The 15,495-nt window shown below is 59.7% G+C and carries 17 protein-coding genes and 1 pseudogene; 6 read left to right on the forward strand and 12 right to left on the reverse strand.

Annotation, left to right across the window (positions count from 1 at the left end):
* Positions 1-103: 103 nt before the first annotated feature.
* Complete coding sequence (locus K3F44_RS06485; protein ID WP_220633595.1) at positions 104-922, reverse strand: alpha/beta fold hydrolase; 819 nt, start codon at positions 920-922, stop codon at positions 104-106.
* Positions 923-987: 65 nt separating this feature from the next.
* Here K3F44_RS06485 and K3F44_RS06490 point away from each other — a divergent pair, with 65 nt between their 5' ends.
* The 3 genes from K3F44_RS06490 to K3F44_RS06500 all read left to right on the forward strand — a co-directional run bounded on the left by K3F44_RS06490 (position 988) and on the right by K3F44_RS06500 (position 3,366).
* Positions 988-1,302, forward strand: a complete 315-nt coding sequence (locus K3F44_RS06490; protein WP_220633596.1) for a helix-turn-helix transcriptional regulator — start codon at positions 988-990, stop codon at positions 1,300-1,302.
* A gap of 289 nt (positions 1,303-1,591) precedes the next feature.
* Complete coding sequence (locus K3F44_RS06495; RefSeq protein WP_220633597.1) at positions 1,592-2,299, forward strand: hypothetical protein; 708 nt, start codon at positions 1,592-1,594, stop codon at positions 2,297-2,299.
* Between the two features lie 665 nt (positions 2,300-2,964).
* The gene (locus K3F44_RS06500) at positions 2,965-3,366 is read left to right on the forward strand and encodes a hypothetical protein (protein WP_220633598.1); all 402 of its coding nucleotides are present in this window, start codon (positions 2,965-2,967) and stop codon (positions 3,364-3,366) included.
* A gap of 70 nt (positions 3,367-3,436) precedes the next feature.
* Here K3F44_RS06500 and K3F44_RS25080 read toward each other — a convergent pair whose 3' ends face one another.
* Positions 3,437-3,673 carry a hypothetical protein gene (locus tag K3F44_RS25080; RefSeq protein WP_409077661.1) on the reverse strand — a complete coding sequence of 79 codons (237 nt, stop codon included), beginning with the start codon at positions 3,671-3,673 and terminating at the stop codon, positions 3,437-3,439.
* Between the two features lie 366 nt (positions 3,674-4,039).
* Positions 4,040-4,600: a hypothetical protein gene (locus K3F44_RS06510; protein WP_101319358.1), complete on the reverse strand. Its 561-nt coding sequence runs from the start codon at positions 4,598-4,600 to the stop codon at positions 4,040-4,042.
* A gap of 213 nt (positions 4,601-4,813) precedes the next feature.
* On the opposite strand from K3F44_RS06510, the gene chrA reads away from it, so the two are divergent.
* Entirely contained in the window at positions 4,814-6,028 is a 1,215-nt protein-coding gene (gene chrA, locus K3F44_RS06515; RefSeq protein WP_220633600.1) for a chromate efflux transporter, read from the forward strand.
* 26 nt (positions 6,029-6,054) lie between these two features.
* On the opposite strand, the gene K3F44_RS06520 is transcribed toward chrA, so the two are convergent.
* From K3F44_RS06520 to K3F44_RS06550, 7 genes are read right to left on the reverse strand one after another with little or no spacing between them, the layout of a single operon-like run.
* Positions 6,055-7,419 (reverse strand): sensor histidine kinase, encoded by a 1,365-nt coding sequence (locus tag K3F44_RS06520; protein ID WP_150569278.1) that lies wholly within the window; start codon positions 7,417-7,419, stop codon positions 6,055-6,057.
* A complete protein-coding gene (locus K3F44_RS06525; RefSeq protein ID WP_101319364.1) occupies positions 7,416-8,078 on the reverse strand; it encodes a response regulator in 663 nt (220 codons plus the stop codon). The genes K3F44_RS06520 and K3F44_RS06525 overlap by 4 nt, the downstream gene beginning before the upstream one ends.
* Positions 8,079-8,080: 2 nt before the next feature.
* Positions 8,081-8,722: a hypothetical protein gene (locus K3F44_RS06530; RefSeq protein WP_101319366.1), complete on the reverse strand. Its 642-nt coding sequence runs from the start codon at positions 8,720-8,722 to the stop codon at positions 8,081-8,083.
* Positions 8,719-9,525, reverse strand: coding sequence for an SDR family oxidoreductase (locus K3F44_RS06535; protein WP_101319368.1), 807 nt, complete (start codon positions 9,523-9,525; stop codon positions 8,719-8,721). The genes K3F44_RS06530 and K3F44_RS06535 overlap by 4 nt, the downstream gene beginning before the upstream one ends.
* On the reverse strand, positions 9,512-10,192 hold the full coding sequence (locus tag K3F44_RS06540; protein WP_220633601.1) for a TenA family transcriptional regulator: 681 nt from the start codon (positions 10,190-10,192) through the stop codon (positions 9,512-9,514). The genes K3F44_RS06535 and K3F44_RS06540 overlap by 14 nt, the downstream gene beginning before the upstream one ends.
* Before the next feature lie 8 nt (positions 10,193-10,200).
* The gene (locus K3F44_RS06545) at positions 10,201-11,664 is read right to left on the reverse strand and encodes an AMP-binding protein (RefSeq protein ID WP_220633602.1); all 1,464 of its coding nucleotides are present in this window, start codon (positions 11,662-11,664) and stop codon (positions 10,201-10,203) included.
* Positions 11,654-12,331: a thermostable hemolysin gene (locus K3F44_RS06550; RefSeq protein WP_101319374.1), complete on the reverse strand. Its 678-nt coding sequence runs from the start codon at positions 12,329-12,331 to the stop codon at positions 11,654-11,656. The genes K3F44_RS06545 and K3F44_RS06550 overlap by 11 nt, the downstream gene beginning before the upstream one ends.
* A 237-nt stretch (positions 12,332-12,568) precedes the next feature.
* Between K3F44_RS06550 and K3F44_RS06555 the strand changes: the two genes are divergently transcribed.
* Complete coding sequence (locus tag K3F44_RS06555) at positions 12,569-12,994, forward strand: potassium channel family protein (protein WP_101319375.1); 426 nt, start codon at positions 12,569-12,571, stop codon at positions 12,992-12,994.
* Positions 12,995-13,102: 108 nt separating this feature from the next.
* A complete protein-coding gene (locus K3F44_RS06560) occupies positions 13,103-13,672 on the forward strand; it encodes a GNAT family N-acetyltransferase (RefSeq protein WP_188035915.1) in 570 nt (189 codons plus the stop codon).
* A 150-nt stretch (positions 13,673-13,822) separates the two neighbouring features.
* Here K3F44_RS06560 and K3F44_RS06565 read toward each other — a convergent pair whose 3' ends face one another.
* Positions 13,823-15,190, reverse strand: coding sequence for an MBL fold metallo-hydrolase RNA specificity domain-containing protein (locus K3F44_RS06565; RefSeq protein ID WP_101319379.1), 1,368 nt, complete (start codon positions 15,188-15,190; stop codon positions 13,823-13,825).
* Positions 15,181-15,369: pseudogene (locus K3F44_RS06570) on the reverse strand (universal stress protein); the annotation flags it as partial. The pseudogene K3F44_RS06570 and the gene K3F44_RS06565, both read right to left, overlap by 10 nt.
* Positions 15,370-15,495 lie beyond the last annotated feature (126 nt).

The raw sequence follows: 15,495 nt of genomic DNA on the forward strand, positions 1-15,495 counted from the left end.
ACTGACCACGCTCAATGTCGCACTGAAACACTGTAAAGGACTAACAATGCTTATCGTATTCGGCGGCCTTCCAGGCATGCAGGCATCCAGTGGGAGCGACTTTTCAGCCTGCGCCGATTTGTTTCAACAGCGCAGCCACAATGGCCTCGGGCCGGTCTTCTTGCATGAGATGACCGCAATTTTTGACTCGAATACAGGGCTGCTGGGCGATCAGCTCGGCAAGACGCTCGCCCTGCGCATACGGGATCCAGGCGTCTTCAGCGCCCCACAAAACCGACACTGGGCAATCAAGTCTTGTGTACAGCGGCTGAATCTCGTCAGTGAACGCTTGATCCATCTGCGCGATCTGCCGATAGAACGCAGGCTGACCAATTTCACCCACCCAAGGGGCACTGTAGATGCGCAGGGCTTCTTCACTCAACGGGGTCGCTGCTGAGGTTTGCAGGTAAGCAGCCAGCAGCGCGCGGTGCATGTAATCGGGCATTCCAGCAAATACTGCCTCGTGTTGGCGGACATGCTGGACGAACGGCGAGCCCCACGGAGCCAAAGCGACTGCGTCGAACAGGGTAAGAGACGCGTAGCGCAGGCCGTTCAGGTAGTACGCTCGCAGCGCAGTAGCACCGCCGAAGTCATGTGCGAGCACGTCTGGCCGGTCCAAGCCCCATTCTTTAAAGAGGGCAGTGAGCACATTGTTCTGGACGGCCAGCGAAACGTCTTGATCCGCCCTCATCTCAGACTGGCCGTACCCGACCAGATCGAAGTAGTACACGGTGCGATGGCCAGCTAGCAGGGGAACGATGCGCCTCCAGACTTGGGAGGAAAAAGGCGTCCCGTGGATGGCTACCAAGGGCGCGCCTGATCCCATCTTTCCCCACCTGACGGCGTTGCCTTCGATAATTGACGTGTAGGGTAGATCCAGCATGGCTCACCTCATATTGTCATTCGGCTAAATGACTATATGATGCCGGCATGGACAGATCAATACAGATGAAAGCGATGAGCAGCGAGGTTCGGGTAACGATACTTCGATTGCTTGCGAAGCCTCATGAACACTTTGCAGATCAGTGGTCGGCCGATCCTGCTGAACTCGGCGTTTGCATGACGCTTATTGCCAAGGCGCTGGGTGTCGCTCAGCCGACTGCAAGCCGGCATTTGGAGATTCTTGTGCAGGCCGGGTTTGTAACGGTGGCGAAGAGGCACAAGTGGTCTTACTGCAAGCGTGATGAGGTGATGATTGCCGGGTATCTTGAGTGGCTGACGCGGGAATTGGCGATAGGGAAGGGCTCACAGGGGGCGGTGTGAACCCTCAACAGCAAACTCGGTTTTTCGCAGCTTTGGAGAAGGGTATTTAGAGGGTGATGGTCGTGGCGAATACCGTGACGGCTATCCAACACGTAGTACATTTGCAATGGCTAGGCACACCGAGGCGGCATTAAGTTGAGAGAGCTGCGAGTGGCAGGCAGGCTCTCAGTCTTGTGCGTTTCGAAAACCACGTGGTTTGGCACTACTCTTGTGCGTCGGTGGAATTCATAGAGCGTTCTCGCTGATACACTGCTTTTTGTTCTGACAATTGCCAATCGGCTGGAGTGAAATGGATATCAGAGAATTTTGCCTCGCTCATGAATTTGATATGAGAAAGTGTTCGGTCATGTCAGGCGGTGGTAGTTTTGGATTGGCCGACCTTGAGACCTCACCGGTCGAGTTTTTATCGCTGGCGGAGGATGATTTTGAGCGGGGCGGACTGGCGGCACGAGTCAACGCTACAGCCAATGCAAAACGTGCCATTGTCAGCCAGCTAGATCAGTTGTTGACCTCTTTTGGCTATCCGTCATTCAGATGGGATGTGCCGAAGAAGATTGAACGTCTTAGGGCTTTGGGACTGCTCGCGCCGAGTCTGTTGCGAAAAGTCTTAGATATGCGAAATGTTCTTGAGCATGAGTACATAACTCCTGAGATTGGAAACGTTGAAGAAGCGTTGGATATCGCGAGTCTCTTTGTGATGTCCGCATCGGCGATGTTCATTCCGTTTGAAGACGTCTTGGAGTTTTCACATCTTGAATCAGGTGTGAGGAAAGGGTCGGTCACACATATCACTGCGGGATTGAACCGAAACGCTGGTAGGGTTTACTACACATTTTACGCATACGAACCTGGCGAATACGCGGCGCATTGCGTTGGTCAGTGTGAGATCGAATCAGGGCATGTATTGTTCGAAGCTATGGTTAAGCTTTCTGCATCGCTGATGCTTCAATACAAGGTCAACCAGGCGCTCAGTGATTTTAAGAGAGCCGTTACGTAACCGTGAGTGCTCGTGAGATTGGGGCGGCGCCCTGAGTGGCAACAACCCAAAGCAGTCATCGGTAGTGGTCAACTCATCCCGGACACAGTTTGATATTTTCTTCAGCTTTGGCCGGAGCCAGTCCATGGTTGAATTGATGGGGCCGGATCCAGTTTTAATGGCCCATCAGGTACTGGCTGGTGCTAGCCAGTTTTCAGCGCGGCTGGTGTAGAAACGGATATTCGTGACAGATAAACCTAAGGAAGGATGTGAGGATGGTAACGGAAGAGGCTGATTTTTCATCGTCCGGGGTTTTGTGCAAAACCGACCGGGGATTAGTGGAAGTGGACACAATACCCGCAGCGCAGAAAACAATACTATATTTAACATAATATACATTATGCGAACCTTATTATATGGAGTTGGGGGGCTCTGGTGGTCAGATTTAAAGCCTGACGGCGCCTCCTGCTTTCAGCTTGGCGATGCCTGAGATCACTGCGTGCTTGAATGCCGCCCGACAAACGCTGCCTCACCAATTGACGGAGAAATTGCATGTGGCTTTGCACAGAATGGAAAATCGACTGGGCAACGGCTGCTGCTGCAATCATCGCACTTATTATCTGGAGCTTTGACAAGGCTTAAAGAAACGTGAACGGGCCGCAAGCGCGAAGCTCCTAGCTCAGATCATGACAACACCGGTTGGAGCTACCCAGATAGAAATCGCAAAATTCAGATGCTATGTGGTGCCTTCTGATAGCGACCAAACATACTTACTGGAGGTGCGAAATGATGAAAGCGCCCGAAAATATTTGGCTGCTCAAGCGTCGAAAATCACCATCGATCTACCATCTCAATTCTTAGATAAAGCTGACATCTTCAGCGAGACAGTCAACAACAGGCTTGCGAATGCATTCTCACAAGTGAACCGCCTAAAAAAGATGTCCAGCCTGCTAGCTGATCTACTAGACTCGGCGTTAGAAGAAGAAATTTCCCAGCACCTTATGGCGGTTCTCAACCAAATCAAAGAGGCGGAACAAGCCACTGCAGAAGCTTTCCAGGCTCTCTTAAAGGCCGGAAAACCCTCTTAAAGTTTAGGTCTGCCCTACTCCACTCTAATAGCTAAATAATATAACTATGCTAAATAGTCATTTAGTGTAGTTATATTGGCGTACCTACCAGCCGCGGTGTAAGCAACGAAACTAGCTCGGTTTCAGGCATCACAGTCGGCGTGCTGCTGATCAACCATTTCAGCCCCGATCTGTCCAAAAACGGCACGCTGCGAACCACAGTGCTATCGGTGTCCGAATATACACCTCCCAAAGCAACATTCCTGCCGAACCCCGAAAGCACGCGAGACGCAAGCGACGTGGTATTGATCGGCGGCACTCCGTTCATTGCCTTCGAATAATGAAGCCTTTGATAATCTTCGCCTGATGCCGGTCAGTCGTGAACACGTGCGGGTTGGAGATTACACACCCCCTGCCCGCCTGCTCCATGGCGTTCAGCTCTGCATCCAAATTGAACGACTGTAAGCGCTCCATGAACCCAACGTTCAAAGCGCCCAACTGATCCCGTCGGCCTTCCCCTCGCCTACCAAAGCCAGCGGGCACGCGATCTTTTATCACCACTGCCGCAGAGTGTGAGCAACTGACGGATCCCCTCCAGTGCCGGCCCATCAATCATCCTGGCAAAGACCGGGTCGGCGATTTCGCGGCTGAATTAACCAATGCCTCTTCAATCCCGCGCAGCGCCAGACCTCGGTCACGTCACTAGCGATATCACCAGGTCTGCAATATTGAGAGGCGCGAATGCCACGGTCAGCAGCGCATAGGCCTTGCGCGATCTGGCGGCAAACACACACAGCGGAAACACGATCATGACCACGTCAAACGCGCCCCAAAGCGCCATGGGCGAAACGCCGAACAACAGAATGTTGACGATGAACCCAAGCAGGTAATAGCCGGACAAGAATAACAGCGCGTAGCGGCCATCTTGCTCGAAGTACACGCGAAGCCCTTCGCGCTCGTCCTCGCTGCGGCTGGGCAAGATCAGCGCCGAGGAAACGAACAGCGCAAGTGCCAGCAGCACCAACAGCAAAAACTCCTGGAACGAGAAGGTCGCCCTGACTTGCGGCAGCGAATTGACCGCCCACCAGAAATCCATCTGGGTGGTGAAGAGCATGACCGCCCAGACCAGAGCCACCCAATCTGGAGCAGCGTTGCGACGGATTCGGAAGACGGTCAGCGCCCCTAGAAGCAGGCGTGTCACAGAAAGGCCCAAAACCATGGATAGGACGGTAGCAACGATAGGGAAATTGCTCATGGTGCCTCCTGCTGACCAAGACTCTGGACAGCGTAGGCGGCGAACAGCAAACTTTGCACGATGAGTATGGGTTTTGGGGGCTTTTCGGAGGATTTTCAGTGCCTGTGAAACCGAGCGGCGCGCGCGCGGCGCTGGGCCTACTCGCCACAGCAAGCCTCGAGGCCGGCTGTTGCCCACCAAAAACTGCAGCATCACTCACCCAAGGAGCCTGCCTTGTCAGAACGCACTCACTGCGGCGTGAAGCCCAGCGACTCTGCCTGGTCGGTGTTTCTGGTGTTCTTGCGCCTGGGGCTGACGTCTTTCGGTGGCCCCATTGCGCACCTGGGTTACTTTCGTGAAGCATTTGTAGCGCGCCGCCAATGGCTCAGTGAACGCAGTTATGCCGAGCTGGTCGCCGTGTGCCAACTGCTTCCCGGCCCCGCCAGCAGCCAGGTCGGCATCGCTCTGGGCCTGTCACGGGCGGGGTTCGCGGGTGCTGTCGCCGCGTGGGCAGGGTTCACATTGCCATCGGCCCTCCTGCTGACGCTGTGTGCTCAGGGCCTGGGGGCATGGGGAGGTGGCGCCCCAAGTGGCCTGTTGCACGGCCTGAAAATCGTCGCAGTCGCCGTGGTGGCCCAGGCGGTGTGGGGCATGGCACGTAGCCTTTGCACCGATGTTACGCGGGTAACCATCGCCCTGTTCGCTGCCTGTACCGCGCTACTGTGGCCCAACGCGATCGGGCAGATAGCCGTGATCACAGGGTCGGCCATCACAGGCTTGATCCTGCTAAAGCCTCCGGGTTCCCCGGCAGGAGAAGAGCTGCCGTTTTCAGTCAGCCGAAAGGCCGGGCTGGCTGCGCTGGTACTGTTCTTTGCCTTGTTGGTGGGCTTGCCGCTACTGACCCGCATCTGGCCCTCGCAAGCATTGGCAATGGTCAACGCCTTTTATAGCGCAGGCTCGCTGGTATTCGGCGGCGGGCATGTGGTTCTACCGTTGCTTGAGTCGGCCACAGTGGCCAATGGCTGGGTCGCAAATGACACTTTTCTCGCAGGTTATGGCCTGGCGCAGGCCATACCGGGCCCACTCTTCACGTTTGCAGCCTTCCTGGGTGCATCCATGAGCGTGCAGCCGTCCGGCTGGGTGGGAGCGAGCGTTTGCATTCTCGCCATTTTCACCCCCTCCTTCCTGTTGGTGATCGGTGTAGTTCCCTTCTGGGAAGCACTGCGGCGCAGCGCCCGCAGCCAGTCAGCGCTTGCCGGGGTAAACGCCGGCGTGGTCGGGCTTCTGCTGGCTGCCTTGTACCAACCGGTGTGGACGAGCGCCATAGCCAAGCCAGCAGACTTGGCGTGGGCGCTGATCGCCTTGATGGCCCTGATGTTCTGGAAGTGGCCTGCATGGTTGGTTGTCTTGGGCTGCGGCGTGTTCGGTTGGCTGCTGAGCAGCTTCTAGAGACCCTAGAGACAGTATCGGCCAGCTCACTGCAAGGGAAGCGATACGATGGCAGCCAGCCCGCCAGTGGCCCTGTTCTCCAGGCGCACCTCCCCACCCAGCCGCTCGACAATAGTGGCCACGATGGATAACCCCAGCCCTGCGCCATTGGGACTATTGCGGCTATAGAAGCGCTCGAATACCCGCACAAGATTCGCCTCGTCTATACCTTGGCCTTCATCTTCGACAACCAGTTCGATGCGATTGGCCAGGCGCTTCAGTGATACCGTGATACGCCCGCCAGGCGGTGAATGCTCCACCGCATTGGAAACCAGGTTCTGCAAGGCGATGCCCAACGCTCCGGCATCGATCATCAGGCCATGGTCACCTTCGCTGAGATCCAGCGAGGGCTCCAGGCCGCGATCCAGTATCCAGGGGGTGAGATCCGCCAGCACATCGGTGACCACGTCGCCCAGGTCGACACGGGTGGTGGCGCGCTGACCAAGGCGCGGCTCGACCCGGGCGAGGGTCAGCAACTGATTGACCACCCGGGTCAGCCGGTCCACTCCGCCAATCAAAAAGCCCAGGGCTTTCTGGCGCTCGGCATTGGTACTGGCGGCCTGTGCGTTCTGCGCATGCAGGCGCAGGATCGCCAGCGGCGTGCGCATCTCATGGGCGGCGTCGGCAATGAAGCGATGCTCACGCCGCAGCAGGTCATCGATCTGCGCCAGCAGGCGGTTGATGGCGGCTTGCATAGGCTCAAGCTCGGTCGGCAACGGCACCAGTTGCAGGGGTTCGAGGGAGTCGGCATGGCGCCCACGAATCACATCGGCCATGTTCTGCAAAGGGCGCAAGCCCCAGCCGATGGCCGCCCAGACCAACAGTGCCAGGCCCAGGCTGCCAAGCAGGAACGGGAACAGGGTATGGCGTACGATGCGGTCGATCAGGTCGTAACGCACATCGTCGCGCTCGCCCACCCAGATTACCCACTGTTTTTCGGGCACCGGTAATACAAAGCCGCGCCACTGTTCGCCCCCACTGGCAAAGTCGTAGAAGCCCGCCGCCGCAGGCGGTGCATCGAGCGTCGGCGCACTGGGGGTGTGCACCAGCAACCGTGCTCCCTCCCCCCACACCTGAAACGCCAGCTTGCTCTCATAGGGGTGGCCCACACGGTGGCGCCCGGCCTTGCCCAGCGCCTCGTTAAATGCCTGATACAGTTTTTCGCGGTTGCCATCCTGCACCGGCAGGTTCATTACCCCCTGCAACAGCCGGGCATTCTGAGCCATGTGAGCATCGTAGACTTCATTGATCTCGCGTCGGCTGTCGTGATAGTTGTACAACGCCAACAAGCTGGTGCCGAGCAGCATCAGCGCCATCACCCGCCACAATGTGCGCTGGCGCAACGAGCTCACAGCTTGGCCTCGACCAGATAACCGATACCGCGCACCGTGCGGATCAGGCCGTTGAACAGTTTCTTGCGCAGCTGATAGATGTTCACCTCCAGCGTGTTGCTCTCAGGCTCCTCGTCCCAGCCATACAGCAGCTGGGTCAACCGCTCACGGGTGAACACCTTGCCCGGTTGTGCCAGCAACTCGTGCAGCAGGCGATACTCCTTGGGCGTCAGTATCACAGGCACGCCGTTGTAGTGCACCTGCTGGGTGGCAGGGTCCAGGCTTACACCAGCGTGCTCGATCAGCACCTTTGCCCGCCCGGCGCTGCGCCTGAGCAAGGCGCGCAGGCGGGCCTTGAGCTCATTGAGGTCGAAAGGTTTGACCAGGTAGTCGTCGGCACCGGCATCCAGGCCAGAGATACGGTCCTCGGTCGCATCGCGCGCGGTGAGAATCAGTACCGGCAAGCTGTTGCCCCCTGCCCTCACCCGTCGCAGCAGCTCGATGCCTCCCAACCGCGGCAGCCCGAGGTCGAGGATCACCAGGTCGAACACTTCATGTTGCAGGGCATGCAGCCCGCTCAGGCCATCGCGCAGCCAGTCGAGGGTGTAGCCCTCTTGGCGTAACCCGTCGCAGATCCCCTCGCCCAGGGCGGTATCATCCTCAACCAGCAGCAGCCGCATGTTCAGTCCTGTTTGTCCTTGATGGCCTTGAGTAAAGCATCGATATCGCCACGCCGGCCCTGATCGGCCAGTTCGCGGCCTGGCCGTGGCGGCGCCTGGCGTGCTTTTTCCAGGGCAGCGGTGGCTTCAGCGTAGCGTTTTTGCCGGAACAGATGATCGGCCCAGAAGTAATTGCTGTCGATACCGTTGGGGTTTACTTGCAGCGCCTTGCGCAACAAGGTATCTGCCTTGTCGCTGTCACCGAACCCGATGGGCCAGCCCGGCACCTGGTCGTACAAGGTGCCCAGGCTGGTATACGCCGAGCCCTGTAGGGCATTGGGGTCGAGTTTCATCGCCTCTTCGAGGCTGGCCTTGGCCGACTTGACCTTGCCCAGCGCCCCCAGGCCGCCGGTGGCACCCGCCCAACTGCTGTTGATGATGCCCTCCCAGATCAAGGGTTCGGCCGAGCCCTGGTGCTGGTGGACCAGCGTAGAAGCATCGGCTGCCAGTTTCTCGAATGCCTCGGCGCGTTTGTCTTTAGGCGTCTGGTACTGGATCTGCGCCCAGCGCTGCTGCAAGTTAGCCAATTGTTGGCTGCCGGCCTGGTCCAGCGCCCAGGTGAACGGTGCAAACGCCAGCAGGCCGGCGATGAACAGACGTTTCATTTGATCGACTCCTTGGAATGGCTAGCAAGGTAGCGGCGGATCACCGGCAATTGCTTGCGCAGTGCGCGGTCGACCACCCCGGGCAACATGCCGTTGATGCGTACAAAGAGCTTTTCTGGCCAACCCAGGTAAAGCTCGCTGCGTTCTGACTGCACGGCCTTGAGCACAGCACGGGCCACATCTGCCGGGTCGTCCATGCCGACCTTCAGCGCCTGGTTGAGCGCCGTGGCGGCGGTGCTGTTCATTGCAGTACGGGTTGCCCGGGGGGCGGCGTACATGACATTCACCTGGGTATCCGCCAGCTCGCGGCGCAGCGCCTCTGAGAAGCCGCGCAGGGCAAACTTGCTGGCGCAGTAGGTGGCATAACCGGGGTAGCCGATCGAGCCGTAGGTGGATCCGACGTTGACCACCAGTGCCCTGGGTTGTGCGCGCAGCAGCGGCAGGCACACACGTGTCAGTTGCAAGGCGGCTTTGAGGTTGATGTCCAGCAACTCGTCCAGCGCCTGTTCGTCGATCTGGTCGAACAGGGCGAAACGGTTAACGCCTGCGGCATTGATCAGGACATTGACCCCGCCCATCTCCCGGGCACGGGCGAGCACCTGCTCACGCCCGCCATGGCTGCGCAGGTCGGCTGATTGCCAGAGTAGTCTGTCGTGATAACGGTTCATCAAACTGGCGAGCTTGCCCATCTGCCGGCTCACCGCCAGTACCCGGGCACCGGCTGCACACAGCTGCTCGGCCAGTTCCAGGCCGATGCCTCCGCTGGCGCCGGTGAGTATCACTACACACTCAGGCAAGCGCATGACGCACCTCTTGCAGGCCCGCACGCGGCAGCGCGTGGAACATGTCGGTGTACAGGCGGTAAACCACTTTGGCCGCATGAATTACAGCACGCTGGTCGTCAGCATCATCAAGGCGGTCCATCAACTGCCGGTAGGTGGCCATGTGGTCCTGGTCCAGCGCACCGTGGGAGCTGAGGTAGCTGAAGGCGCTGTCAGGCAACGCCAGCGTGCTCTGGATCGTGCCGGCCGCCTGGGTGGCCAGGGCAATGCTGGTGCCTTCGAGCACATTGACCATGCCAAACAGCCCGACCGGGTTGCCACGGGCAATCAAGTCGTAAAGGTAGGCGACCATCAGCTCGATCGGCAGCGCCGGGCGACCGTCACGCACCGCCTCCCAGTCGCCACCGCAGGCATTGATGTCATTGAGGACCCACTGCTCGTGGCCATACTCCTCGTCGATGTATTCGCACACGGCGCCGCGCAGCCATTCCAAACGTGAAGGCAGCCGCGCCCCGCACGCCATCATCAGTGGCACGGTGTGGCGTACATGGTGATATGCCTGGGTCAGGAAGGCCACGTAGCTATCGAGGCTGACGTGTCCCGCCAGCGCATCGCGTATGACCGGTACGGCAAACAGGGCCTGACGTTCCTGGGCGGTTTGCATTTGCAGGGTATCGAAAAAGGACATGGCAGACCTCACAACGGGATGTCGGATAACAGGGAGTGGTAACGCCGCAGGATGGCCTCGCGGCGCGGGCGGCCATTGGCGGTCAGTGTGTCGTCGGTACTGGACAAGGGGCACGGCAGGCGACGCCAGGCATGGACCCTGGCGTAGTCCGGCAGCAAGGCATTGCACTGCTGCACGGCCTGGTCGATGAGTGTGTCAGGGGTAGCGGGGTCCAGCGGCCAGAGCAATGCCAGGTTCTTTGGCAGGGCCTCGCCATGCACGAACGCCTGGGCAATCACGCCGCTCTGGGTCAGTTCGGCCTCCACCCACTCCGGGTTGACGTTGCGCCCGAAGCTAGTGATGAACTGGTGTTTCTTGCGGCCATCGAGGTACAGGTAGCCCTCCTCGTCGAAATGGCCAAGGTCGCCGGTGGCCCACCAGCTATCGCAGACGGGTGGTTCCTCCAGATAGCCGAGCAGCACCGAGCCCGCCACCAGTACCTCCCCGTCCTCGGCGATACGCACCTGCACATGGGGCAGCGGTTTGCCGACACTGCCGCGGCGGGTTGCGCCCGGGCGGTTCAACGCCACCACCGAAGCGCACTCGGACAAGCCATAGCCCTCGAACACCGGTAGACCAATCACTTCGGCGCGGGCCAGCAAGCTGGGCGCCACCCGGGCACCGCCGACCGCAACGAACCGTAGCGCCCCCACCCGCATCAGCCCGCGCTCGATGGCGGTGATCAGCCCCATCAACAGCTGCGGCACCAAAATCAGGCTCTGCGCGCCGCTCAGGGCGATGGCCCCCAGCAAGCGCTTGCAATCGACCTGGCTTGCACCGCCCATGCCCAGTTGCGCCTGGGGGTATAGCAGCACACTCGCTCCGGCCATCAAGGCGGCGTAGACACCCAGGTTTTCCAGCAGCACACCCAGCGGCAGCACCGCCAGGTAACGCTGAGGTTCACTGGGTCGGCTGGCCACCTCCAACTCCCGGGCGACTCGCAACAGAGCCTCTACAGATAGGCACACGCCTTTGGGCTTGCCCGTGCTGCCGGAGGTGTAGGTGATCTTGGCGGTACCGGCAGGCAGCGCGGCAGCGGGCTGTGCCTCGCGAACCCAGAACACGTCCTGCTGAGCGAACCCCAGCTCGGCGAGCGTACCGTGCCATTGCGGGTCGCACAGCACATGGCAGGCACCACTCTGCTCGATGCAATGGCTGAATTGAGCAACACTGAAGAACGACGGCACGATTACACAAGGACGCTCGGCAAACAGCGCCGCCAGGTCCCAGAACAGCAGCTGCGGGCTATTATCAAGGGCCAGTACCAGCGGGCCGGACGAGCGCCCGCGCAAGCTATGGGTGCGCAACCCCACTTCGGCCAGCAATTGCCTGAAGGTGAAGCACTCGGTCGCCCCTTGCACGGCAATTGCGTCAGCGTGATCGCGCGCAAACGTCACCAGCAGTTGATGCAAACGCTCCAGTTCATGCGGCATGGCCAGTCTCCCGAAAGGCCATAGGCAACCCCAGGCGCTGGAACACCCCGGCCTTGCTCAAGGCATCGAAGCCGTGACCTATGCTGCCGGCAAAGACTTGCGGATGTTGAGCGTAGTAGGTACCCCATTGGTCCAACTGCCCATTCAGCCGAGCCGGGTCAGCCGACGCCAGTACCGACGGTACCAACCCCAGGCGCTGGAAACTGTTGATCAGTGTCGTTGCACCGGTGAACGCCACCCACTTCAGGCCGCGTGTGGCCAGAAACCAGGTCACCGCTATGATCATGATTCGCGCGCTGCCGGCACTGAGCGAGGCCAGGTTGCCCACTTCGACCATGCACTCACGCCCAAGGGGGGAGCCCGCCACGCGTGAAACTGCAGCTTCCAGCGGCTCATCCAGATAGTGTTCGAGAAACAGCGGCCCGCTGTCGGCAAGGCGCAAGCCTGCGGCAGCAATCAGCCGGCCATGGCTGTCGTGCAGCGCCAGGAGTTCTGGCAGGTAATGGTGCACATCAGCATGATGCACGTTGGCAAAACACTGATGAATGAAGTGCTCAAGCTCATCGCGGCCAGGGTCCTTGTGCAAATGAAGCGACAAGTGGGCGTGATGATCGACGTGGCTGCCGATAGGCAATGGGAGCAGGCTGCTCCACTGAGACTGAGTCATGAAACTCCCCCGGTTTGGGCTTGATGGGGTGAGTATCAGTGCTCAATCTGAAGGGAATCTGAAGTCACGGATTCGACCTTGGTCGCAGTCCGGGTACTGACCGGTGGAGGTCGAAGCCAACGCGATAACGGCGGCCGCTGACTGACCTTTATCAATCACCCAGTGCTGTTCAAGCGTAGAACCGACACGATGGCCATTACCGGCCAGACTGATGCCAGGGCCACAGGGGAACCGTCAATGTTTACTGTCACGCTGATCAACGCGCTGGTCGTGATGTTGGTGGTGGTGATTCATTACGAATGCCTGTTACGCCTGAACGACTGGCTACCGCGGCTCAAGCTCTGGAGCCGGTTTCGCATCGTCATCGGGGTGTTCGGCGCGTTGGCGGCCCACGCACTGGAAGTCTGGTGCTTTGCCCTGGCCTATTACCTGATGGCCAATGCCAAAGGCTGGGGCACGCTGAGCGGCAACTTCGACGGCACGTTCATGGACTGCGTGTACTTTTCATTCACCACTTACACCACCATCGGCTTTGGCGATATCGTGCCAAGTGGCGACCTCAAATACCTGACAGGCCTGCAGGCGCTGACGGGCCTGGTGATGATCACCTGGACGGCCTCCTTTCTGTTTCTGGAAATGCAGAAGTACTGGAAGACCAAGTAGCGAAGCGTGACCCTACCAGCCCGGTAATTGACAACTGTCAAGCGCGCACAAGATAACGCGTTGAAACTAAACCTCCTTTGTACACCCCACAAAGTAAGGAGGCTTGCCATGGAATCCGCCGAAACACCCCGCACTCACGCCGCAGCGTCATTTCCTGCCACCGCCGGCGAACACTGGATCGAAGCGCTCGACAACGGCACCCATGTGCTGATCAGGCCTTTGCAGCCCAAAGACCGCCAGCGCGAGAAGAGCTTTATCGAACGCCTGTCGCCACAGTCGCGCCACTTCCGCTTCCTGTGCCAGCTCAAGGAGCCTGGTGAAGCCATGCTGGATCAACTGATGGTCGTTGATCACGACCAGCACATGGCCTATTTGGCCCTCGCCCATGTCGACGGTGAACTGCAGGAGGTCGGTATTTCCCGTTACGCGACCCAATCGGGTAGTGAAGAATGCGAGTGCGCCGTCACCGTCCTCGATAGCTGGCAGCGTCACGGTTTAGGCACATTGCTGCTCCAGCACCTGATCGACCACGCACGTGCCCAGGGCCTGCGGCACATGTATTCCATGGACGCTGCGGCCAATGCAGCGATGCGCGACCTGGCTCAGGCAGCAGGGTTTACCAGCGCCAGAGATCCGGATGACCCAAGCCAGCTGATTCACCGGCTTTCGCTGGCCTGAGGCAATACCGCGGCGGTGGCCTCCGGCACCAGGTCGAGGTGCCTCTGGCACTGCCGCCGATCGGCTGCGGTCATCCCTCCCCCGGGCCTTTTTGCCCAGCCCCTGAGCCTTGCCCTCGCTTGCATGTTCATGAAAACCTCCAGTACCGTGCTAGCGCACAGGGCCTATGGCAACCGTTTCCAGGTACTCGGGCACGCACACCGGCCAGCCGAGCTCAAGGCTTATCCGTCGGCGCAAGGTGTCCGCAGCATGCGGTTCGCCATGAATGACGTAGGTTTGCCGCGGTGGCCGGGTGAAACCGCGTAACCACTCCATGATTTCGTCCGCATCCGCATGCGCCGAGAGGTTGTCCATGGCAAACACCTGCGCCCGAATCGGCACGTCTTCGCCATGCAGGCGCACGCTGCGCGCCCCGGCCACAATATCGGCACCCCGGGTACCGCCCGCCTGAAAGCCAGAGAACAGGATGCTGTTGTGCGGATTGGGCGCCAGCGCCTTGAGGTGGTGCAACACCCGCCCCCCCGTCGCCATACCGCTGGCGGCGATGATGACTGCAGGTTCGTGCAACTGATCCAGGCGCCTGGATTCATCGACCGTGCGGATGATGTGCGTGCCTTTGCACATCTGCGCACATTCAAGCGCCGTCAAGCGGTGCTCACCTTTGAACTGCTGGTACAGGGCCGTGGCATCCATCGCCATCGGGCTGTTGAGATACACGGGTATGTCGGGTATCAGTCCGTCGCGCTTGAGCGTGTACAGGTAGTACATCAACAGTTGCGCACGGCCAATGGCAAATGACGGTACCAGCGTGATGCCATGGCGCAGCAGGGTCTGGTTGATCACATCCGCGAGGTAACGCTCCGGAGCCTGAGCAGGGTGCGATCGGTCACCATAGGTCGATTCCACCAGCAGCGCATCGGCCGCACCGATCAGCTCGGGCGCACGCATCACGGGGTCGTGCGGCCGCCCCAGATCGCCTGATGACACCAGCGTCTGGCCATCCACCGTCAGTTGTACGGTCGCCGCGCCGAGAATGTGCCCGGCACTGCGCAGCAACAGTTCGATACCGGGCGCGACCTGGGTGCGGTGGTGCAGCGCGACAGGCCTGAACAGGCGCAGTGCCCGTTTGGCATCCAGTTCGGTGTACAAAGGGCGAGCCGGCGAATGCCTGGAATAGCCATGACGGTTCGCATGCTCGGCTTGTTCCTCCTGCAATCGGGCGCTGTCGAGCAATAGAATTTCAGCCAAGGCACAGGTCGCCGGGGTGGCATATACGGGGCCGCTGAAGCCCTCGCGCGCCAGCACCGGCAGGTACCCGCTGTGGTCCAGGTGCGCATGCGTGAGCACCACCGCATCCACCGCCCGCAGTACTGCCGGCAGTGGCTCCCAGTTACGCAAGCGCAGTTGCTTATAGCCCTGGAAAAGCCCGCAGTCGATCAGCACCCGTGTCGAATCACGCGTCAGCAGGAACTTGCTGCCCGTCACCGTGCCCGTACCGCCGAAAAAGGTCAGTTGCATGGCGTTGGCTCCCAGGTGTCGATCATGCAGGGATGAACGGACAGTACGCTGCACGGTGGATCGCTCACCATACGTTCTGTGGTGTCGCCCAGAAGCTTGCTCAAACCCTTGGGCTGCACTACCCCCAGGACCACCACGTCGATATCTAGGGCCGCCACCTGCTCCCGGATCACGTGCACTGCCGAGTGCGGGTCTATGTCTGTGAGCAGCACCAGCGGTTGTCGATACCGACCCATGGGAAACCTCCGGCCGCACGCGGCGATGGCAAGTAGCATCGATCTTCGAGCGCCCTACCCATCAGCGCT

The organism is Pseudomonas sp. S07E 245 (assembly GCF_019599025.1).
In the GTDB taxonomy this organism is placed as follows: domain Bacteria; phylum Pseudomonadota; class Gammaproteobacteria; order Pseudomonadales; family Pseudomonadaceae; genus Aquipseudomonas; species Aquipseudomonas shirazensis.

What these genes read in the sequence shown, in the direction of transcription:
- K3F44_RS06495 (WP_220633597.1), top strand. Translation starts at nt 1,592, where the DNA reads ATGGATATCAGAGAATTTTGCCTCGCTCATGAATTTGATATGAGAAAG.
- K3F44_RS06555 (WP_101319375.1), top strand. Translation starts at nt 12,569, where the DNA reads ATGTTTACTGTCACGCTGATCAACGCGCTGGTCGTGATGTTGGTGGTG.
- K3F44_RS06550 (WP_101319374.1), bottom strand. Translation starts at nt 12,331, where the DNA reads ATGACTCAGTCTCAGTGGAGCAGCCTGCTCCCATTGCCTATCGGCAGC.
- K3F44_RS06485 (WP_220633595.1), bottom strand. Translation starts at nt 922, where the DNA reads ATGCTGGATCTACCCTACACGTCAATTATCGAAGGCAACGCCGTCAGG.
- K3F44_RS06500 (WP_220633598.1), top strand. Translation starts at nt 2,965, where the DNA reads ATGACAACACCGGTTGGAGCTACCCAGATAGAAATCGCAAAATTCAGA.
- K3F44_RS06490 (WP_220633596.1), top strand. Translation starts at nt 988, where the DNA reads ATGAAAGCGATGAGCAGCGAGGTTCGGGTAACGATACTTCGATTGCTT.
- K3F44_RS06535 (WP_101319368.1), bottom strand. Translation starts at nt 9,525, where the DNA reads ATGCGCTTGCCTGAGTGTGTAGTGATACTCACCGGCGCCAGCGGAGGC.
- K3F44_RS06510 (WP_101319358.1), bottom strand. Translation starts at nt 4,600, where the DNA reads ATGAGCAATTTCCCTATCGTTGCTACCGTCCTATCCATGGTTTTGGGC.
- K3F44_RS06525 (WP_101319364.1), bottom strand. Translation starts at nt 8,078, where the DNA reads ATGCGGCTGCTGCTGGTTGAGGATGATACCGCCCTGGGCGAGGGGATC.
- K3F44_RS06530 (WP_101319366.1), bottom strand. Translation starts at nt 8,722, where the DNA reads ATGAAACGTCTGTTCATCGCCGGCCTGCTGGCGTTTGCACCGTTCACC.
- K3F44_RS06545 (WP_220633602.1), bottom strand. Translation starts at nt 11,664, where the DNA reads ATGCCGCATGAACTGGAGCGTTTGCATCAACTGCTGGTGACGTTTGCG.
- K3F44_RS25080 (WP_409077661.1), bottom strand. Translation starts at nt 3,673, where the DNA reads ATGAACGGAGTGCCGCCGATCAATACCACGTCGCTTGCGTCTCGCGTG.
- K3F44_RS06565 (WP_101319379.1), bottom strand. Translation starts at nt 15,190, where the DNA reads ATGCAACTGACCTTTTTCGGCGGTACGGGCACGGTGACGGGCAGCAAG.
- K3F44_RS06560 (WP_188035915.1), top strand. Translation starts at nt 13,103, where the DNA reads ATGGAATCCGCCGAAACACCCCGCACTCACGCCGCAGCGTCATTTCCT.
- K3F44_RS06540 (WP_220633601.1), bottom strand. Translation starts at nt 10,192, where the DNA reads ATGTCCTTTTTCGATACCCTGCAAATGCAAACCGCCCAGGAACGTCAG.